This is a genomic window from Psychrobacter sp. NPDC064578 (assembly GCF_044901245.1).
In the GTDB taxonomy this organism is placed as follows: Bacteria; Pseudomonadota; Gammaproteobacteria; order Pseudomonadales; family Moraxellaceae; genus Psychrobacter; species Psychrobacter cibarius_C.
Genome location: NZ_JBJDPI010000001.1, coordinates 296,920 through 317,750 on the forward strand (window position 1 = coordinate 296,920; position 20,831 = coordinate 317,750).

Consider the following 20,831-nt stretch of genomic DNA (forward strand, 5'->3'; position numbering starts at 1 on the left):
ATGCTCATAAATGCTCATAAATGCTCATAAATGCTCATAACGGCTCATAAGATAGAAACACAGCCTGCTGTTACCTTATAGCCTACGGTAAAAAACTTAAACAACTTATTGAACCGAACCCAGTACCGACTCTCCGTACCATTTCGGTTAAGGATTATTTATGCGCTTGCTACCACCCGTCACTACTGCACAATCTGCTGTACCAGGTTTGACCCCACTAACTGATGCAAAACAGCAAAAAGCAAAGCAGTTGACTCGCTACCCAACGTTGACAGGAGCGCCCTTACCAAAGGCGCAATCTGATGCCCTCGCTCATGAATTAAATGTGCTTTACCGAAGCGTGATGGATTCGTTAGGTAGTGATGACGCACGATACATTAAACGAGTGTATGCCGCGGTAGTCTATAGTGAAATGACAGCACGTGGCTTACTGGCAGCGGCTGGATGCATGCAGTCAAAACGTAAAATTGTCGCGACTTGGCTATTGGGTACCTCACTACTGAGTCTCAGCAAAATCCTAAACAATATGGAGCTTGGGCATAATGTCATGCATGGTCAGTATGACTGGATGCAGCACCCGTATCTCAATAGCCAAAAGTTTGATTGGGACATTGTCTGTCCTGCCCCATTGTGGCAACACTCTCATAATTATTTGCATCATACTTTTACCAATATCGTTGGTCGTGACCATGATGTTGGCTATCACTTAATTCGCGTGACTGATGAGCAACCTTGGACGCCAAGCGACCGCCATAATATGTCTAAAACAGCGATATTGGCTTTAGGTTTTGAGTGGGCGGTCGCCTTTCATGATATTCAAATCAGTGTCGACGAATACGCAGACTCCCCTGATAGACACCAAACCATGCAACAGAAATCTCGCGCATTATTTGCCAAAATCGCCCGGCAAGTAGGCAAAGATCATATTGTGCTACCCACGTTAGTAGGGCTGACATTAGGTCGAGGTAGTGCGATGACGACACTGAGCGGTAATGTTACTGCCAATATCGCTCGTAATCTGTGGACATGGGCGGTGATATTCTGTGGACACTTTACCGAACAAGCACACATCTATACCCATCTCGATGCCGATGAGACTAAAGGTGACTGGTATGTGCGTCAAATTCTGGGCTCCAGCAATATTCAAGGCGGTAAGCTGTTTCACATTTTGACGGGTAATTTATCGCATCAAATCGAGCACCATATTTTCCCTGATATGCCAGCCAGTCACTATGTTCGTATCGCACCACAATTACAGGCGATATGCCGCAAGTACAATCTACCCTATAATACTGGGCGCTTTGGTACACAATTCCGGCAAATGCTGGGACGTATCCGCTACTTTAGCAAGCCAAGTGCTGAAGAATGGCAGTCTTATTTACACTCACAAACTACGTCAATCGCTGAAACAAATCATGCCGTAACAGAAAGACCAAAAGAGCTGCCCGCTATACGTGGATTGGGTAAGTATCTTTCCCCTGTCATGCGCCAAGCCTTATTTTATGCTTGATGTGCAGCTCATATGGAGATCACTGGTAGACCCCTTTAGTCTTAACATTTACTCTATCGACTCTTACGCTAAAGAACTATAAATGTGAATCGAAAGGACTCATACTTTAGTGAATAATCTATTCGGTCATTCAAGCTCTTTTCATTTAAAAATACGCTTGATCCATACTAAAAAAAACCAATAATATTTAATGATAATAATCAATAATAACGGAGAATATTCATGAAAAATCAAAACTCTGAACAAAACCTAACCATCATCCATGATGAACAGGCTAAACGCTTTGAGACCTCTATTGACGGTCATACTGGCTATATTAGCTATCAAGAGCGTGACGATACATTAGTTTATGATCATACTATCGTACCTCAGGAGCTAGGCGGGCGCGGTATTGGCTCAGCATTGGTCAAGCATGCCCTCAACTATGCTCGTGAACAGAATAAAAAAGTGATACCACAGTGCTCATTTGTCTCGTCATATATCAGCAAACATCCTGATTACCAAGACTTGCTATAGTCCACTCTTTAGCAATAAGCCGTAGAAAATGCATCATGCTAATAAGCGTCATAATTTCTTTAGAAATGTTTTAAGCATCTACTATGGTTCAGCTTGGCTAATAAAATTGAAGTGTTAATACGCTACTACCCTCCTATTTATTTGCTATCTGCCCTCGTATATTTATCTTTGAATATATGGCAATATAGCAAATATAGGCGGGTTTTCTGACCTATAATGCAGATAGACCAAAAGGTCTTTACAGTGATGTAATAGCGTCAATGATATAGCTGAAAAAGAGGATTGAAGTTTCGTACAATAGCTTTGACAGCTACAATGTAGTGCCTGATATAGTTTTTAATAAACCAAATCAACATAATAATAAAGGTGATTAATATGAGTAGTTTATCTGATAAGCAAGTAAATTTGCAGCTAGAGGAATTGCCCGGTTGGCAGCGCGAGGGCAATGCTATCGTAAAAACATATCACTTTAGCGATTTCATCGAAGCCATAAGCTTTATGAATCAAGCCGCGTTCCATGCGGAAGCGCTCGAGCACCATCCCGAATGGCGCAACACGTATAACGTGGTAGAGGTGCGCTTGACTACTGGCGATACTGGCGGTATAACCAGCCATGATATTCGTCTGGCTAAACGGATGGAACACATTGTTCAGCCGAAACGTTTATAGTAATGTGTTTTTTTATAATGTTTATAAAAATTTTTCATTAGTAAATACATTCTTAAATACCAAAAAAAGTCCTCAATTGAGGACTTTTTTTATTTAACAATCTACAGGTATTAATTACATCTTGCGGCTTACAAATGCCACAATAAATAGAATGACAGCGACTGCTAAGAAAATATATGCCAAATTAGCAGACAATCCTGCGACACCGCCAAAACCCAATAAACTTGCTAACAATGCGATCACGGCAAAAATAATAGCCCAGCGAAACATAACCTTCTCCTTAAAAATTATTATTAGAAAACCAGATATTTAGATTGATATAATGGACAATTATTAATAAGAAATAACTACTATTATTAATGAGTGCCTTGCTCTCTCTAAGATTCCTTTTTCTTTACTTTTTGTTTTTTTGATATTTATTAATTTTTTAACCATTAATAATGCTTACGACCATAGATTAGCAATATTTATCTTTAGAAAACGTTCATTTTGGTAATAATATCGGTAGGTTATGTAACCTTTGTAGCAAATCTTAACATCGAACCTTTTTTTCCTCCCTTTATGGGAGTTATGTGTATAGATGGTTAGTTATCACTTAGCCATCCACATTTCCATCATATAATCTGCTATAAACAGTAACTTACAAGTCATTTTTACTGGTCAAAAATACTTTAATATATCTTTTTCAGGCAGATATAAGTCATGACTCATTTAGTCATGACTTATATATATAGTTAACCTAATTGCTATCAAAAAATCAGACTTCAAATTCTGACTGTTAAATGGCAACAAATTTTAAACGTCACACAACTCATCAAAATAGCTATTAAGGATAATAAATATGGATACCAATACTAATACGGATACCTCAAACAATACACGACAGCGCAGCGATGAAAAGCGTCCTTACGCGGTCGTCTTATATGGCGCAACCAGCTTTGTTGGTCAAATCACAGCGCACTATTTAACAGAGTTTTTATCTAATACTAAAGACAAAGAGGGCGCCGATGTCACGTGGGCGATTGCTGGGCGTGATGAAGAAAAATTGAACGAATTGCAATCTAAACTTGGCATCACTATCGATATTATTCTTGCTAATAGTGACGATGCGGACAGCCTTGATGAGATGACCAAACACACCAAAGTCATCATTTCAACCGTCGGTCCTTATCTCAAATACGGTGAGCCGCTGATCAAATCTTGTACCACTCATGGGACAGATTATGTCGATCTCACCGGTGAAGCTATCTTTATCAAAGACATGATGGATAAGTATCAGGACGCGGCAAAGCAAAGCGGCGCTCGTATTGTCAACTCGTGTGGCTTTGATTCGATTCCATCAGATTTGGGCGTCTACTTTACCCAAACCCAAGCAGAAGAAAAATTTGGTCGCGCTTGTGATGTGATTCATATGCGTGTCAAAGCGGCGAAAGGCGGTCTATCGGGTGGCACCATTGCCTCGATGGCGACTATTTTTGAAGAAGTTGGAAAGAACAAGTCACGTCGTAAGCAGGTAGCAAATCCTTATCTACTCAACGATGATAAAGATGCGCCAAACGTGCGCCAAGCTAATGTCAGTAAGCCAGAATACGATAGTGAGCACAAACGCTGGCTTGCGCCTTTTGTCATGGCCAGTATCAATACCCGTATCGTGCATCGCACCAACCAATTGCTTGGCTATGAATATGGTCGTGACTTTAAATATGACGAAGCAATGTGGATGCAAGATGGTGTGAAAGGTCAATTATCAAGCTATGCAATGAGCGCAGGCTTGTTTGGATTTGCTACTGCTATGATGGTCAAACCGAGCCGTGAATTATTAGCTAAGCACGTGCTACCCAAGTCAGGTTCTGGTCCGTCTGCAGAAGAGCAAGCAAACGGCTACTTTGACATTCGCCTCTTTGGGGAAACGGCTAATAAAGACACCATCAATACGAAAGTAACGGGTGACAAAGATCCAGGTTACGGCAGTACCTCGCGTATGCTAGCGCAAGCAGCGTTATGCTTAGCACAAGATATCAGCAAAGAAGAAGTTGGTGGTGGTTTTTGGACGCCAGCCTCTGCCATGGGTAATCATCTACTAGCACGTTTAGAAGAGCATGCGGGTCTTAGTTTTGAAGTTGTCGATTCGTAAGATTACCCATTTATAAATCGAAGCAATCTACTTCTTAATATCTAATTAATGACCGTATCTTAGCAACGAGATACGGTTTTTTATTGTCTATTTTTTCTCATTATTCAGATTTAAATATTTTGAGCGATTGTTAATAAATAATAATAACGTGATTCTTTGGTAAACGATATTGGCACTTCTTGCCTTTTTAATACATTAAGCTACACATTTCTAGAGTAATGTCACAGCCATATTGCAATGAATGACGTAGGATAAAAGAAGTTAGGCAATTTTTTACCCCATATTGCATAGCAGCTTTGAAACGAATAATTGGCTCATTAATATTTCATTTAGACTTTAAACGCGTCAGAGTAATTTTCTAGTGCAATAAAAATCATATTAATAAAAATTAAGTTTTACTTATTTATCGTAAATTTAGAATAAATCAATAGACCTCAATCTAATTAAAAGGACATAATAATGAAAATGAATATATTAACCGCTGCTGTGATGACATCCAGTCTTGCTATGTTTGCAAGCTCTGCTAACGCCGCTATGACTACCGATAGCCACGGCAATGTTGGCTATGACAGTTATGAGGAGTGTGTCACCGCTGTCAAAGACGGTTCGGTCAAATTTTATACCCCTTATACTTATCAAAACCCAAAGCGCCAAGCAGGTGAAGCGACTGTCAAAAAAATGCGCTTGTCTGAAGTAATGATTCCTCAAACAGTGGTCAATGCAAACAACTTAACAGCCAGTGATTACTCAGCAGGTGCTTGTGATTTAGGGGTTGGGCAGTCAAATGGTCGCTATGGTGTTTCGGGTGCATTAGTTGGGAAATACGTCCCTATCGCCGCTGATATGCCTGTCAACGTCTATATGGATAAGGCTGGCAATCCAGTACGCTTAAGCATGCAGCAGTGCGATAACCACTTCGGTGCCAAGTTTCCAACGCCTATTATGAGCGAAACAAAAGAAGCTACAGCACCAGAAGCACAACTCGCGATTATCGAAGATCGCCGTGTAGAGCCTGTCATCGTTGAAACCACACGTGTTATCCGCCCTACTAAATATAGTGTCAAAGAAGTCATCATCGTACCGAAAGATCAAATCAAGCGAGTAAACACAGCGTCAGGTACAGCCATTGCTATCGAAGACGAGGCTAACCGTACTGTAATCGTTGGTGAAGAAGCAGATGCGGATGTCATCGACAATACTGAAATCAATCAAACCTTCCCAGTCATTCGTGTTCCTAGTAGCAGCACTCAACAACGCGTCGTTGATCCAAACACTGGCAAGTATATCGTTATTGAATAAGACTCTAATGAAATATAAACGAACAAGATTCGTTGAGACATCATTGGTATAAGAATTAGAGATAGGAAAATTAGAGATGGGAAAGTAGAAAATAATGCTATTTTCTTATCTGACAATAACCATACAATAGTTGCACAAAGTCACCTGCTAACATCCGTCTGTTAGAATTTTAATCTATGGACTACTGAACTAACGCTTGTTTAATTGGTATTCTCCCTTTTAGATTTTTATCACTGATTTAGGTCAGCTTATAAAGCTCTTTATCCAAATCCATCATGATAGTCTCTTAATGGTTATCATGATTTTATTTTGTCTACCAATCAAATGTTATATATATTAAATATATATATTTGAATTACTAAATGAATGTGTAATATACAACGGCTATATACAGCAGTTAGCAACATAAGCGTCAAGTTTGAAATTCTTTAAACTGACATTATAAGATTGTAAATTAAGGAATTGATTAATGAAAAAAAGTACTTTATCTTTATCGCTACTGATTGGCGCTGCGCTCACTATCCCAAGTTTGGCGATGGCAGCACCTGCTGATACTGCGGCAGTAGATGTGCAAGCAGCGGCTACCGCCACCACACTTGAGATGGAAGGTGACAATACAAATAATGCTTCAGCAGACAATCAATCTAGCCCATTTCAGATTAGTGAGACACAGATTATCTCAAGAGCAAGCGTTAACAACAGCGCTAATCAACAGCCGATGACTACTGAGCTTCAAGCTGAGCAAGAAGCAATGGATGCCGAGCAAGAGCTGATTCAAGATTCTGAAGAAGCGATGCAAGAAGAAGACTCGTTAGATACACAAGAAAAATTACAAGAAGCTGAAGAAGCCACAGAAGAATTATAGAATACGAAATAAAGTACGATATGAACCCCGCTGTTAACTGAAATCACGCAGAAGAGGTTATTCAGCGAGTTAAGTTTTGAGTAGTTATTAGTGTTCATTAACAATTTCTATTTTTAGATCCATTCCATAAAAAAGGCAGCCTAATGGCTGCCTTTTTTATCACTATTGATATTAACTATTTTTTGGTTTTAGTCACGCCAGCTTCCTGTAACAGCGCCCCAAACGTACCCATTTTGCTAGGTGCTTCTGCTTTATCAGCCCTTGGCGCTTTGCTACGATCGTTATTAGCATGGTCTTTATCCTGACGATTACCGCGAGATTTCGACGGGCGCTTATCAGTCGCTGGACGGCTACTGTTTGGGCGTTTGCTATTTGTATGATCGCTACGTGGACGACTGACTTTCTCATCATTACCAGTACTTTCAGCCGATTTCGCTGCTGGGCGCGCAGGCTTTTCAGATTCTGGCTTCATACTAAAGCCAATACGACCACGTTTTTCATCGATAGAGATGACACGTACCGAGACGATATCGCCCGGCTTGACGCGATTCATCGGGTCTGCAACGAAGTCGTTGGCCATCTGAGAGATATGTACCAAACCGTCCTGATGGACGCCAACATCAACGAAGCAACCAAAGGCTGTCACATTGGTCACCACGCCTTCAAGCTGCATGCCCTCGCTCAAGTCTTTAATACTGTTAACGTCTTCACGGAAGTTAGCAGTCTTAAATTCAGGACGTGGGTCGCGTGCTGGTTTGACTAGCTCCTCGATGATAGCAGTTACACTAATATTGTCATCATTAGCAGCCAATGCAGTGGTATCTATCGTATTTAGTACGCCGTCATTGCCGATGACTTCTGGCAATGCTTTACCAGTTTGTGCCAATAAGCTATCGACCAGCGCATAGCTTTCTGGATGCACACCAGTGGCATCAAGGGGATTACTACCACCATGGATACGCAAGAAGCCTGCTGCTTGCTCAAAGGTCTTAGCGCCTAAGCGTGGGACATTTTTCAATGATTCACGACTGTCAAAAGCACCATGCTCTTTACGATAGGTCACGATTTGCTGCGCGACGTTTTTATTCAAACCAGCGATATGTGCCAAGATAGCAGGGCTTGCGGTATTTACATCAACGCCAACCGCATTTACGCTATCTTGCGTAACTTTATCAAGACTATCTGCCAATTGCGTTTGGTTGACATCATGCTGATATTGACCAACGCCAATGGCTTTTGGATCAACCTTGACCAATTCTGACAATGGATCTTGCAAGCGACGGGCAATAGAAACCGCACCACGTACCGAAACGTCTAAATTACCAAGCTCATCAGTGGCAAGCTCACTAGCTGAATAAACAGACGCACCTGACTCATTGACGATAACTGATTTGGCTTGTAATTCAGAGTTGGCAGCCAAAATTTCTTTAATCATCGCATCTGTTTCGCGGCTCGCTGTACCATTACCGATAGCGACCAAATCAACGTTATAAGTACTTAATAATTCATCGATGACTTTTTTGGCTTCATCCATTTTATTATCAGGGGCAAATGGATAAACGGTTGCGACGACAGGCTTGTCTTCACTGTCTAACATGACGTGACCTTGAGCATCGACGATGGCCATTTTTACGCCATGACGAATGCCAGGATCGACACCTAAAATTACTTTGCGACCGGCAGGCGCTGACATGAGTAAATGCTGTAAGTTATTGGCAAAGACATCAATCGCATCGGCTTCAGCAGTCAGACGTTTTTCCGTCAATAAACGGTGTTCGATATGTGGACGCCATTTGTCTTTCCATAAACTGGTCGCAGCTTCTACTAAAAACTCACGGCGCTCAGTAGGTGCTTTGGTATCAACCTCAAAGTGCTTAATGATTTTTTCGATAAAGGGTGCGTCTTCGCCTTCGATTTTAAGACCTAAGACGTTTTCTTGACGACCACGTAGCATCGCTAATAAACGATGATTCGGCAGACGCGCAAGGCTTTCACTATGCTCGAAGTAATCTTTGAATTTCTCGCCGACTTCACGTTTTTCTTCACTGGCAACGGCAGATACGATACTAGCCGTCTTGGCAAAGCCACTGCGCAAGTTGTCTAGCAAAGCCAAAGCCTGCGTCCATTCATCAACGATGATAGCTTGTACGCCAGCAAGTTGCTTGGTGATATCACTAAAATCAACTTCGATCTCATTACCACTATCATCGGTAATGCTCGATTGAACTTGATAGTCTGCTAATGCGTCAGTTGGCGTGACTTCTTGCGTCAAGACGGCTTGCGCTGCCACATCAAGACCAGCAGCACGTGCTTTGGCGGCAGGAGAGCGGCGACGCGGGCGGTATGGCAAGTAGATGTCTTCAAGCTCAAGTTTCGACGTCGCATTATCGATACGCGTCTGCAGCTCGTCAGTCAAATTGCCTTGCGTGCTGAGCAGCTCAGTAATTTTGAGGCGACGGGTTGCCATATCGCGCTCATAATTAAGAGACTTCTCAAGCGCGCGCAATTGCGCATCGTCAAGATTTTGCGTCTTTTCTTTACGATAACGGGCAATAAATGGAACGGTCGCGCCTTCATCGTAAAGTTTGACAAACGCATTGACTTGAGCAGTCTTAATGCCAAGCGCGCGAGCAAGCTTGTCGTGAATATTCGCGTGTGTGGTTGCATCCAAAACCTGTGCATTTGTCGAGGTTTGAGATGGCGTTAAGGTATCAGTGCTACTCATAGACGTATCAATCGTTGAGAAATGTAGTTTTGCATTATAGCAAAAGCTGCATGAATAAAAATCCTTTTTATCTTTTCGTTATTTATCGCCTATTTTATGGCAAAAATCGTCTCATATCATAGGTTCTGTCGCTTTGTTAAACAAACGCATACAGCATTTGTCCTGATGGGTGATGCAATTAGTGGTGCAATCTTATACACTAAAGTATCAAAGGCGCAAATATTGGTACGCGCTGACGCATTGAACAATAGTATTCAAATTTATGATGGATTGAGACGGACCTTTACTTTTGACCACTCATTGAATAAAGACAGTTTTTTTGCTCAGGTTTTTTTGTATAGTCGATTCAAGATAATTTAGCGATGAGGACAGCACGTTAAAATACTATAAATAGTAGACTCAACGAGCCTGACACCGTATTTTCTTTATATCATTTTAACTATATAACCTTTAGCCTTGACTGTTAACGATAATTTCTACTAATAATAATTTTTATAAGAGGATGCCTGTATGTCTGAAAATAACAGCCCTGATACCTTAACTCAACGAATTTTAGTCGTTGATGACGATGCACGCTTGCGCTCTTTATTACAGCGCTTTCTAGAAGACGACGGTTTTGTCGTCCGTACCGCTCATGATGGTAGTCAAATGGACAAACTGTTACAGCGTGAGCTTTTCTCGTTGGTGGTACTCGATTTGATGCTGCCAGGCGAAGACGGCATCAGTATCTGTAAGCGTCTACGCGAAGACAATGGCGACATTCCTATCATCATGCTGACAGCCAAAGGTGGTGATGCCGATCGTATCGCTGGTCTAGAAGCGGGCGCAGATGATTATCTGCCAAAACCATTTAACCCAAAAGAGCTGTTGGCTCGTATCAAAGCGGTATTACGTCGTCAAAATCGCGAGCTGCCTGGCGCACCAAGCCATCAGCTTGAAGTGGTTGAGTTTGGACCGTGGACGCTTGATTTATCGACACGTACGCTTAAACGTGACGGCAATGTTGTCACTTTAACGACAGGTGAATTTTCGGTGCTAAAAGCACTGGTGCAGCATCCACGTGAGCCGTTGACACGTGATAAATTGATGAACCTTGCGCGTGGTCGTGAATGGGGTGCGATGGAGCGTTCTATCGACGTACAGGTATCACGTTTGCGCCGTTTGATTGAAGACAACCCTTCACAAGCGCGTTACATCCAAACCGTTTGGGGTGTAGGCTACGTATTCGTTCCTGACGAAGCTGAAGTAGAAACCGTTAAAAGTGAGTAACTTTTGACTATGTGTGTCCTCATTTCGAAAATTCCGATTATCGATTGAATTGAGGACACACGCTAACATCATTTCCTTTTAATATAGGCCGTGTTTGATTACTCACAAATACGGCCTATATGATGAGTGTCTCTGTGAAAAAACCTATTATTTTTCAAAACATACCCTGCACCTTGGTGACAGGGTTTTTGGGTGCTGGCAAGACCACAGTGATTAATCAGCTGCTTGCTATCAAACCTGCCGATGAGCGCTGGGCATTACTAATCAATGAGTTTGGTCGTATCGGTATTGATGGTGCGCTGCTGGCAAGCGCGCAAGATAGTAAGCCTGAGCAAGATAATATTGCTATACGCGAAGTCAGTGGTGGCTGTATTTGTTGTACCAGTCAGCTGCCATTACAAATTGCTATCAGTCGGCTACTTAGTGAGCATCATCCACAGCGGTTGCTCATCGAACCCACAGGGCTTGCTCATCCACGTGAGCTTATCATGCAGCTCAGTGCACCGCATTGGCAAACAGCGCTCAATATGCAGGCAGTAATAACGGTACTGAGTGGTGTGCAATGGCAACAAAATAAATATCGTCATCATGACGGTTTTCAAGCGCATGTCCGTGATGCCGATGTGTTAGTCATTAATCGCTATGCTCAATTAAGCGATAGCGAAAAACAAGCACTGCAACAATGGATAGCCAAGCTCAATGCACAGGTAAAAATTATTTGGGCAGCATCTGAGCAGATATCTCATGATACAAATAACTCATCCAATATTCTTTTATCTAAATCAAGCGTGTCAGAGCTGAAAACCCAGCTAACCAAGCCCAGTCAGGTTATCTCGAAACAGCGCACAGTCAATATTGTTCACCCTCAAAAATCGATTACTAGCTTGCAACCACAGAGTAATGCCCTATCGATATTGACCACCTTATCATCCGACGCTTTTACAAACAAAGATGATCCGCAGACCAGCACAGATATTGAGCTACCTTATCGTTATCATGAGACACAGCAAGAGTTACAGTTGGCGGGTTGGCGACTGCCAGCGCACTACATATTAAAAGCGGATGAGTTACAGAGTTGGTTATTAACGCTACCGAACTGGCAACGTATCAAAGGTGTGGTGCATACCTCTGACGGCTGGCTACAAATCAATTTTACCCCTGACAGCTTAACCACCAGTACGGTCAGCGCACAAGTTGATAGTCGGCTAGAGATTATATTACAGTTGGAGGCAAATGCTAATAACGACAACGATACAGCGGTAGAAAGCGACCGCTCAGAAGAAAAAGATAGGACAGCATTTTTATCTTCTATAGAGACGCTACCTTCTATCGATTGGGATACCTGCGACCGTGAACTAATGGCACTGGTTATATAGTAATAGACAAAAAAAGGGCAGACATTGCTGTTCGATATAGCAATGTCTGCTCTTTTTCTTTTTTAACGTAATTGACTGTCTTTGCTACCGCGCCGATTAAACAACTCAGCGGCTCTCGCCTCTTGTTCAAGTTCTGTCTGACAGCTGACGCAATGCTGAATACCAGGCACTGCTAACCGCCGTGCTTCTGGAATAGGCTTGCCGCATTCATCACACATCTCGGCACTGATGCCAGTTGGCAACGCACGTCTTGCCCGCTCTAATGCATCATTTACCGTTGCATCCATTTGCTCATGCTCAGCACCATCTCTCGACCAACCACCTGCCATAATCCTATCCTATTTATTATCATTAGATATTACAAATCGCTTTAATAACAAATAGATGGGGTTATCTATGATTGATTGCAACCTACTAGGGCGTGCTATCAACCTGAAAGTATGCGAATAAATGCGCTAAATAATGACATTTCCTAGCAAAAAATCACATGGCTAATCTTTTGGCTGTAGCTCAACCACTTGCCCGCGTACCCCGATACTGGCATCACTCATCAAACAGACATAGCCTGCTATGATATCTTCAGGCGTTTTTAAACTCATAGGACTCTCTCCTGGATAAGCATGGGCGCGCATATTGGTACGAGTGCCACCAGGATTGACACAGTTAAAACGTAAATTAGTCGTATTCTGCGTCTCTTGGGTAAAGATATCACTCATGCCTTCTACGGCTTGCTTGGACAGCGCATAAGCACCCCAGAACGCGCGAGGATGTGTACCGACCGTGCTAGAGGTGAAAACAATAGAGCCATTCTCAGCATCTTTAAGTAGTGGTAGCAGCGCTTGGGTAAGCATAAACGTCGAGGTAAAATTAACCTTCATAACTTGTGCAAAAGTATCGACGTCATACATCTCAAGTGGGGTTAGCTGCCCAAGCATACCCGCATTGTGCAAGATACCATCGAGCTGACCGACTTCTTTATTAATCAACCCCTCTAACTGCTGCATCTCAGCATAAGTTGCTCCTTCTAGATTCATCGGTAGCATGGCAGGCTGTTTGCCACCAAGACTTTCAATCTCATCATAAACATATTCAAGCTTGCTGCTGGTACGTCCTAATAACAGGACTGTCGCTCCATAGCGAGCATAAGTCAGCGCGGCAACGCGGCCGATACCGTCACCTGCCCCCGTGACCAGAATAGTCTTACCATCCAAACAATTATCAGATGGCACAAAGTTGCGAATATCGTTATGAGTTAAAGGTTGAGTTAGACTTTGAACGGTTTTTTGGTGGTCTTGCTGATTAACCGGCTGATTAATATTGTCACTCATGGCATTACTCACTGCTTATCGTTTAATAGTTGGGATGCTAAGTATTTATCGTATTTCTTTAAAAACATAGGGTGTGGCGAACTCGATTTATAATTTGATTTATAAATAGTCAAATTTACCAGAAGAAAGCAACAGCTTGTTTAATTGCTCAGGCGTATCAGTAATATAATCTGCGCCCCATTTCTTCAGGTTTTTTTGATCTTCAGGCGGAATATAACCATAAGCAGCTAGAATCGTCGGCATGCCAGCCGCGTTGCCAGCTTCAATGTCACGGATATGATCGCCAACATAAATCACGCTTTCAGCGGCGCCGCGAGGGATACCAAGCTTCTCTAACGCCGCATACATAGGCTCTGGATCGGGTTTTGAGCGAGACACATCATCAGGACAGACCAAAGCAGAACAGCGCCCGTCTAACTGCATCTTGTCTAGTAACTTCTCTGCCAGATAACGCGGCTTGTTGGTCACAATACCCCATGGCACCCCTTTTTCTTCAAGAGCAGTCAATACGTCTTCTAATTCAGCGAACACACAACTATCGACGCATATCTCAGCTTCATAATCATCTAAAAACTGTTGGCGAAACTCCTGCAAAGCTTCTTCGCTAACCTCAATTTGATCGTTATGACGTAGCATCAACTGTACCATCGCTGAGGCACCAGCAGAAACTTGCTCGCGAATTTCTGTTTCAGGCGGTGCTTGCCAATCATTTTCGCGGCTCATTTTACCGATAATACGGACAAAATCAGCAGCCGTATCGATTAATGTCCCATCGAGATCAAATAAAACCGCTTTTACAAATTGGCTCATAGTGAATGCTCTTAATATAAATAAGGTGTTGAGTGAAATAGTATGGCATGAAAACAACCAAATAAGTCATTCAGCTTAAGCCAGTGGCTTGTGTACTGCCATCATGTAATTGACATCGACATTTTGAGCCAGCCAATAGCGCTTGGTCAGCGGATTATAATGCAAGCCAATGATATCTTGACGTGTGAATCCAGCATCAATTGCCATTTTGTCTAGCTCAGCTGGCGTAATAAATTTGGCATAGTCATGAGTGCCGCGATCGAGCAAGCGCAATACATACTCTGCCCCAACGATGGCAAATAGATATGATTTAGGGTTTCGGTTAATCGTCGATAGTACGCAAACACCGCCTGGTGCCAATAACTCAAAACAAGCCTGCACAATCGAGCTGGGATCAGGCACATGCTCGAGCATCTCCATGCAAGTCACCACATCGAACTGACCTGCATGAGTTTTGGCCAATTCTTCTACTGGAATATGCTGATAGCGCAACCTCTCATGTAAAGCGCTTTGCTCTGCATGCAGCGCTGCCGCTTTTAGATTTTCGGTACCCAAATCAATCCCTGTCACATCCGCACCGCGACGTGCCATAGACTCTGACAATATACCGCCGCCACAGCCGACATCGAGCACTTTTTTCCCAGCCAAGCCGGTTTTAGCCGTTTTATGAATATCCGTATCAGCACTGTCATTTTGATAACTGCGCTTGACGTTTTCTTCTATCCAATTTAAACGCAGTGGATTTATTTCATGCAAAGTCGCAAATGCACCCGTCTTACTCCACCATTCGCTTGCCAACTGATTAAACTTGTCGACTTCGCTAGGATCTACATTAATGGCGGTAGCCGTTGTATCATCAAGACCGCTGTTTGCTTGCTCATTCAAAGAAGGCGAGGAAGATAGAGCTGAGCTCATTGCATTTTTCCTTTATTGTCATTATCGTTGTAATCATATACAGTGCACAATTATGTACCTAATATTAGCATGAGAGCGGCAGCTTTGTCGTGAGTACATCGTCACCGATTGTGAATGCTCTTAGCAAACGTTCATACTTTCTGTACCGTTTTTTTAGATGATAGATGCTTCAAACAGCTTAAAACCTAAATAATAAAACGCTAAAATAATTCCAAAAAATGCGGTGAAATAAGCCTTAAATAATGGCTCACAGCTTTACAACCATTAGTTAAGAATCGGATTCACAAGCGACCATGTTTTACGTTATTATAGTCGATACGTCGCTATAGTTCGATTATACTCGACACTGTCTCGTTTGGGCACTTTAAAAACCTGTGCGCTATACCCAAAACCATACGATACTAAAACATCTTAACAAACCCTAAGTTTTCACACCTCAAGGATAAAGTATGAAACGTGTCATCACACTGACTGGTCTGGCCATGGCCATTGGACTTGCCACTATGGGCGCACAAGCTGCCGACTATGTCGCCGGAAAAGACTATCGCGTGCTAGACAATCCAGAAAAAATCAGCGGTGATGCTATCATTGTTCGTGAGTTTTTTTGGTATGGTTGCCCGCATTGTAACGTTCTTAACCCACATATGGAAAAATGGGCTAAAAACAAAGATAAAGACGTTGCCTTTTTCAAAACGCCAGCAGCGCTTAACCCTGTCTGGGAAGCGAACGCTCGTGGTTTCTATGCCGCGCAGCTGCTAGGGTTTGAAGACAAGACTCATGATGCGCTATTTGATGCCATTCACAAAGATGGTAAGAAAATCTTTGACCAATCATCATTAAGCAAATGGTATGCATCGAAAGGCGTTAATGAGAAGAAATTTAATAGCCTTTATAATTCATTCGCTGTTGGTACGAAAATTGGTCGTTCACAAGCAGGCGCTAAGCGTTATCAGCTCTCTGGTGTGCCAGCAGTCGTCGTACAAGGCAAATACGTTGTAACTGGTGAAAGCGCTACTGTACCTAAAGTCGTTGATTATTTGGTTGACAAAGTTCGTGCTGAAAAGAAATAGGTTAAGTACTAATATAAATTAGGTACCGTTATAAATTAGGGACTAGCATTTATCTACAAGTGTCATTTGTAGCTAAATGCTCTTACCCATAAAAAAGCCAATCACTTGATGATTGGCTTTTTTTATTTGCAGACTAAATTAATTTATAGAGGCTGTAGTAGATAAGCACTATGCTAGACTACTTTTATGAAGATAACCCGTTGTAAACTAAGTAAAAAAGTACAGCGACGATTGTTAGAGTTTTTCGCAGCTGAAGTAACGGCAAGAACAGCCGCAGATTTGCTCGACATTCAACCTAACACTGCTGCACTTTTTTATCATAAAATAAGACTTGTGATAGATTACCATCTCTCATTAGAAGCTGATGAGCTCTTTGATGGTGAGGTCGAATTAGATGAAAGTTACTTTGGCGGCGTACGTAAAGGTAAAAGAGGTCGCGGGGCTGCTGGTAAGACAGCTGTATTTGGTATACTAAAACGAAATGGTAAGGTTTATACCATTGTTGTAGCAGACACCAAACAGACGACTCTAATGCCTGTCATCAAGCGTAAAATCAAGCCTGACAGCTTTGTTTATACTGATAGTTATCGAAGTTACAATGCGTTAGATGTGAGCGAGTTTAAACATTTCAGAGTCAATCACTCTAAAGAGTTTACTTCTGGTAAAAACAATCACATCAATGGCATTGAGAACTTTTGTAATCAGTCTAAAAGAACACTCAGAAAATATAATGGGATCGATAAGAAGAACTTCCATTTATTTTTAAAAGAGTGCGAGTTTAGATTCAACTATGGATCACCGTCTACTCAGCTTAAAACGCTGAGAAAATGGTGTGATATTTAATCCCTATCTACTACAGCCCCAATTTATAAGTGGAGATATTGTATAAATAGTGGTCAAAGCTATTTAGCCGCTATCACCTTATTATTTTTCTTTTTTCAATTGCGACAAAATAGTGACTTCACGAATATAACTGGCTAAGTCTGCTTTAGACTCTGCCATCAGCTCATCATCTTGGGTATGTTTGGCGTATTCAATCCATAATAGTAATTGATACATACTATTTTGTTCAGATGCTTGGTATTGTTTAACGAACTGCTTAAGCGTCCCTTCATCATTAATATTTAAACGCTCAAACCAACTTTCTATTTTTGAGACCTGTTCTTTAGGGAAAAACGCATCAAATAATGCTTTTACCAATTCGTGACGGTTTTCTTCACTAATCAGCTTACCAACGCGCTTGGTTTGGCGAATACGAGCATTAGCGCTGGTGATATCGGCCAATGCCATGAGTTCTGCCATAAAATAGTCACTGGCTGGCAGATTTTTGAGCTGCTTTTTCGATAAGCTGGCAAGTGGTATCGACAACTTCTGCAAGCGCTCATGGGCTTTTTTGAGTTCAGTGCGCGAGACGCGCATATCCTGTTCTTTCCAGTCAATCATAAAAGCTTTCCAAAATAATAAATAATAAAATTAACAGGGGCATGTCCTCATTTTAGGAATAGTCATAAAAATGAAGATATGCCCCAGTGTTTACCAATAACTACCAACGATTTTTTTCACGATGTTTCGCCAGCACTTTTATACTTTGCGGCATAACATCGGCAAGACGACGTTGTAAATTATCGGTGATGAATACTGAACGATGCTTACCACCAGTACAGCCAATAGCCACTGTCACTGTATGGCGGTTATTGTGTAAAAATTCGGGCAACCAACGGGTTAAAAACTTATCTATATCATCAGTCATCTCAGCCACTTCTGGATAGTCGGCAAAGAATGCAGCAACTTCCATGTCTAGACCTGTCGAAGTACGCAATTCAGGGTTCCAATGCGGATTCGGCAAAATCCTCACATCAAAGACAAAATCTGCATCAATAGGACTGCCATATTTAAAGCCAAAAGACAGCAGATTAATCACAATCTGATTGTCCACGCCGATATGTTCACGCAAGCTGTCTTTCAATTGATGAATATTCAAATTGCTGGTATCGATTCTGATATCGGCATGACCTGCGATAGGCTCTAACAGCTCCACTTCTTTTTTAATCGCGGCAGGTAGATTAAAAGCAATGTGCTTGGCATTGTCACTATCGATATCCTGCGACATCAGCGGATGTACGCGGCGTGTCGCATTAAAACGTGCTATCAAAGTGCTTTCTTGCGCGGTCACATACACCACTTTGACCGCATGCGCCCCGTATGTTTTTTTTAGGGATGCATGCATCTCTGCAAAGTTGGATAGATCCGCTCGCGGTGTTCGAATATCAACACCAAGCGCAATACGACGAATCCCACTTTCATTGACCAATTTATGCGCAGCATCCGGCAATAAGGATAACGGTAAGTTATCAATAGAATAATATCCTAAATCTTCTAAGATATTCAATACTGAGGTTTTACCTGAGCCTGAACGCCCTGATACCACTAGGATACTGAGCTTATCGGTTGCTATTTTACACGCTGCCTGCTCAGATTGACTGTTATTTTCACCCTGACTCACATCCATGATTCACCCATTCTAGTCCATTGCATCCTGCAAATTACTATGTCACAACGATTGATCCACCGTCACCAATTGATTGTCTAACAAACGTGCGCGTCCCAGCCAAGCAGCGACTAGAATCATCAAATTCTTGTTTTCTGCATTAAAAGTTACAGTATCATTAGTGAGTGACTCTAGCGTATCGGTTTTAATGTCTAAATAATCAATAATGAAGCCAGCATCCGTAATACGCTGATGCGTTTCTGCTAGCAACGACTGAACAGTTTGTTGGCTCTGTTCGCCTTTTTCCAACTGCTTTGCTAAATATTGTAGCGCTTGATGGATAACAGGTGCTACCTCACGTTCAGTAGCACTTAAATATTGGTTACGCGATGAAAGCGCCAAACCATCTGCAGCTCGGACAATAGGTGCCCCTATAATTTCAATGGGATAACTTAAATCACGTACCAATTGTTTAATAATCGCTAATTGCTGATAATCTTTTTGTCCAAAAATAGCCATATCCGGTTGTACGATATTGAACAGTTTAGAGACGACAATACCAACACCGTCAAAATGCCCAGGGCGTGATTGACCACATAATTGAGTGGTAATAGCTCCCGCGAGAACGGAGGTTGGCGGCGGTAAGACTGGGTACATCTCTTCAATACTGGGCGCAAACACATAATCAGTATCGACTGATGCTAGCTTAGCGACATCCTCATCAAGCGTGCGAGGATAACTATCAAAGTCCTCTCCCGCGCCAAATTGAGTAGGGTTGACAAAAATACTAACCACCACGATATCAGCATGTTGCTTGGCTATTTTTACTAACTCAAGATGACCGGCATGCAGATTGCCCATCGTTGGCACTAAAGCGATGCGCTGTGGGCCATCTTGATTGTCATTTTTTTGTCCACGATAAGACTGTAAGGCCGTACGCAATGCGGAGATGTGATGATGAATGATTGGCATGGTTAACTATTCTTCTACTGATAATCGTAAAAACTAAAATATTAGCTAAACTGGTGCTGCTCGGTTGGAAAACTGCCTTCACGTACTGACTGCTGGTAAAGGGCAAATGCGCCTTCGATACTGTGCGCGCTATTACGCTTATCGGTCAAAAAGTCATGAATAAAGCGCGGGACACGGCCGTGCGTCATACCTAGCATGTCATGCATGACCAACACTTGACCATCCGTATCTGCACCAGCACCAATCCCAATAACTGGTACTGCGACGGCTTCCGTCACTACTTTTGCAAGCTCAGCAGGTACGCACTCTAACACTAGCAGCGCAGCACCTGCCGCAACGACTGCTTTCGCATCAGCAAGCAATTTATCAGCCGCTTCGTCACCACGACCTTGGATTTTATAACCACCAAACACATTGACTGATTGCGGTGTTAATCCTAAATGCACACAAGTAGGCGTCCCTGCTTGCGCCAAAGTCGTGATTAAATCGCAAAGCTCACTACCGCCTTCAATCTTAATCACATGCGCGCCCGCCTGCATCAGCTGGCGACTATTGGCAACCGCTTCTGGCAGGGTGACATAGCTCATAAACGGCAAGTCAGCCAAAATCAGCGCGTGTTTATTGCTACGGGCAATATTGGCCGTATGGTAAGCCATGTCATTGACAGTCACGGGTAACGTTGAGTCATGACCCTGCACCACCATGCCCAAACTGTCACCGATTAAAATGGTATCAATCTCTGCTTTTTCCATCATGCGTGCAAACATCGAGTCATAGCACGTTAAGCAAGTGAACTTGGTGCCATCTTTTTTGAATTTTTTTAAAGTAGATAACGTCGTCATATGATCCTCGATTAACCTTTAGTACCTTTAGCTGTCTCTAGCT

General features: G+C 42.3%; 20 protein-coding genes. 10 read left to right on the plus strand and 10 right to left on the minus strand.

The window, feature by feature from the left end:
- Positions 1-160 precede the first annotated feature (160 nt).
- The 3 genes from ACI2JM_RS01235 to ACI2JM_RS01245 all read left to right on the plus strand — a co-directional run bounded on the left by ACI2JM_RS01235 (position 161) and on the right by ACI2JM_RS01245 (position 2,695).
- Complete coding sequence (locus tag ACI2JM_RS01235; protein ID WP_404641516.1) at positions 161-1,510, plus strand: fatty acid desaturase family protein; 1,350 nt, start codon at positions 161-163, stop codon at positions 1,508-1,510.
- Between the two features lie 222 nt (positions 1,511-1,732).
- Positions 1,733-2,026, plus strand: coding sequence for a GNAT family N-acetyltransferase (locus ACI2JM_RS01240; protein WP_404641518.1), 294 nt, complete (start codon positions 1,733-1,735; stop codon positions 2,024-2,026).
- A 375-nt stretch (positions 2,027-2,401) separates the two neighbouring features.
- Positions 2,402-2,695, plus strand: coding sequence for a 4a-hydroxytetrahydrobiopterin dehydratase (locus ACI2JM_RS01245; RefSeq protein ID WP_055123632.1), 294 nt, complete (start codon positions 2,402-2,404; stop codon positions 2,693-2,695).
- A gap of 114 nt (positions 2,696-2,809) precedes the next feature.
- Here the strand turns inward: ACI2JM_RS01245 and ACI2JM_RS01250 are convergent, their stop codons facing one another.
- Complete coding sequence (locus tag ACI2JM_RS01250) at positions 2,810-2,965, minus strand: DUF1328 domain-containing protein (RefSeq protein ID WP_021814049.1); 156 nt, start codon at positions 2,963-2,965, stop codon at positions 2,810-2,812.
- A 571-nt stretch (positions 2,966-3,536) separates the two neighbouring features.
- On the opposite strand from ACI2JM_RS01250, the gene ACI2JM_RS01255 reads away from it, so the two are divergent.
- The 3 genes from ACI2JM_RS01255 to ACI2JM_RS01265 all read left to right on the plus strand — a co-directional run bounded on the left by ACI2JM_RS01255 (position 3,537) and on the right by ACI2JM_RS01265 (position 6,993).
- The gene (locus ACI2JM_RS01255) at positions 3,537-4,829 is read left to right on the plus strand and encodes a saccharopine dehydrogenase family protein (RefSeq protein ID WP_404641521.1); all 1,293 of its coding nucleotides are present in this window, start codon (positions 3,537-3,539) and stop codon (positions 4,827-4,829) included.
- Positions 4,830-5,288: 459 nt separating this feature from the next.
- Positions 5,289-6,128: a hypothetical protein gene (locus ACI2JM_RS01260; RefSeq protein ID WP_404641523.1), complete on the plus strand. Its 840-nt coding sequence runs from the start codon at positions 5,289-5,291 to the stop codon at positions 6,126-6,128.
- A 469-nt stretch (positions 6,129-6,597) separates the two neighbouring features.
- Positions 6,598-6,993 carry a hypothetical protein gene (locus ACI2JM_RS01265; RefSeq protein WP_314885873.1) on the plus strand — a complete coding sequence of 132 codons (396 nt, stop codon included), beginning with the start codon at positions 6,598-6,600 and terminating at the stop codon, positions 6,991-6,993.
- A 175-nt stretch (positions 6,994-7,168) separates the two neighbouring features.
- Here the strand turns inward: ACI2JM_RS01265 and ACI2JM_RS01270 are convergent, their stop codons facing one another.
- Positions 7,169-9,718 carry a helix-hairpin-helix domain-containing protein gene (locus ACI2JM_RS01270; protein ID WP_404641525.1) on the minus strand — a complete coding sequence of 850 codons (2,550 nt, stop codon included), beginning with the start codon at positions 9,716-9,718 and terminating at the stop codon, positions 7,169-7,171.
- 510 nt (positions 9,719-10,228) lie between these two features.
- Between ACI2JM_RS01270 and ompR the strand changes: the two genes are divergently transcribed.
- Both ompR and ACI2JM_RS01280 read left to right on the plus strand, forming a co-directional pair.
- Positions 10,229-10,987, plus strand: a complete 759-nt coding sequence (gene ompR / locus ACI2JM_RS01275) for a two-component system response regulator OmpR (RefSeq protein ID WP_055123637.1) — start codon at positions 10,229-10,231, stop codon at positions 10,985-10,987.
- 134 nt (positions 10,988-11,121) lie between these two features.
- Entirely contained in the window at positions 11,122-12,363 is a 1,242-nt protein-coding gene (locus ACI2JM_RS01280; protein ID WP_404641528.1) for a CobW family GTP-binding protein, read from the plus strand.
- A gap of 62 nt (positions 12,364-12,425) precedes the next feature.
- On the opposite strand, the gene ACI2JM_RS01285 is transcribed toward ACI2JM_RS01280, so the two are convergent.
- The 4 genes from ACI2JM_RS01285 to ubiG all read right to left on the minus strand — a co-directional run bounded on the left by ACI2JM_RS01285 (position 12,426) and on the right by ubiG (position 15,416).
- Positions 12,426-12,692, minus strand: coding sequence for a DksA/TraR family C4-type zinc finger protein (locus ACI2JM_RS01285; RefSeq protein WP_045443167.1), 267 nt, complete (start codon positions 12,690-12,692; stop codon positions 12,426-12,428).
- 162 nt (positions 12,693-12,854) lie between these two features.
- Positions 12,855-13,691, minus strand: a complete 837-nt coding sequence (locus ACI2JM_RS01290; RefSeq protein WP_404641530.1) for a YciK family oxidoreductase — start codon at positions 13,689-13,691, stop codon at positions 12,855-12,857.
- A 99-nt stretch (positions 13,692-13,790) separates the two neighbouring features.
- Positions 13,791-14,501 (minus strand): HAD family hydrolase, encoded by a 711-nt coding sequence (locus ACI2JM_RS01295; RefSeq protein WP_045443161.1) that lies wholly within the window; start codon positions 14,499-14,501, stop codon positions 13,791-13,793.
- 75 nt (positions 14,502-14,576) lie between these two features.
- A complete protein-coding gene (gene ubiG / locus ACI2JM_RS01300; RefSeq protein ID WP_404641532.1) occupies positions 14,577-15,416 on the minus strand; it encodes a bifunctional 2-polyprenyl-6-hydroxyphenol methylase/3-demethylubiquinol 3-O-methyltransferase UbiG in 840 nt (279 codons plus the stop codon).
- A 449-nt stretch (positions 15,417-15,865) separates the two neighbouring features.
- Here ubiG and ACI2JM_RS01305 point away from each other — a divergent pair, with 449 nt between their 5' ends.
- Entirely contained in the window at positions 15,866-16,486 is a 621-nt protein-coding gene (locus ACI2JM_RS01305; RefSeq protein ID WP_045443155.1) for a thiol:disulfide interchange protein DsbA/DsbL, read from the plus strand.
- A gap of 186 nt (positions 16,487-16,672) precedes the next feature.
- Positions 16,673-17,329 (plus strand): IS1595 family transposase, encoded by a 657-nt coding sequence (locus ACI2JM_RS01310; protein ID WP_404641534.1) that lies wholly within the window; start codon positions 16,673-16,675, stop codon positions 17,327-17,329.
- Positions 17,330-17,410: 81 nt separating this feature from the next.
- Here ACI2JM_RS01310 and yjgA read toward each other — a convergent pair whose 3' ends face one another.
- From yjgA to panB, 4 genes are all read right to left on the minus strand, one after another.
- On the minus strand, positions 17,411-17,929 hold the full coding sequence (gene yjgA, locus ACI2JM_RS01315) for a ribosome biogenesis factor YjgA (protein WP_045443152.1): 519 nt from the start codon (positions 17,927-17,929) through the stop codon (positions 17,411-17,413).
- A gap of 100 nt (positions 17,930-18,029) precedes the next feature.
- A complete protein-coding gene (gene rapZ / locus ACI2JM_RS01320; protein WP_314885865.1) occupies positions 18,030-18,995 on the minus strand; it encodes an RNase adapter RapZ in 966 nt (321 codons plus the stop codon).
- A gap of 42 nt (positions 18,996-19,037) precedes the next feature.
- The gene (panC, locus tag ACI2JM_RS01325) at positions 19,038-19,946 is read right to left on the minus strand and encodes a pantoate--beta-alanine ligase (RefSeq protein WP_404641537.1); all 909 of its coding nucleotides are present in this window, start codon (positions 19,944-19,946) and stop codon (positions 19,038-19,040) included.
- A gap of 41 nt (positions 19,947-19,987) precedes the next feature.
- Positions 19,988-20,788: a 3-methyl-2-oxobutanoate hydroxymethyltransferase gene (gene panB, locus ACI2JM_RS01330; RefSeq protein ID WP_404641539.1), complete on the minus strand. Its 801-nt coding sequence runs from the start codon at positions 20,786-20,788 to the stop codon at positions 19,988-19,990.
- Between the last annotated feature and the right edge of the window lie 43 nt (positions 20,789-20,831).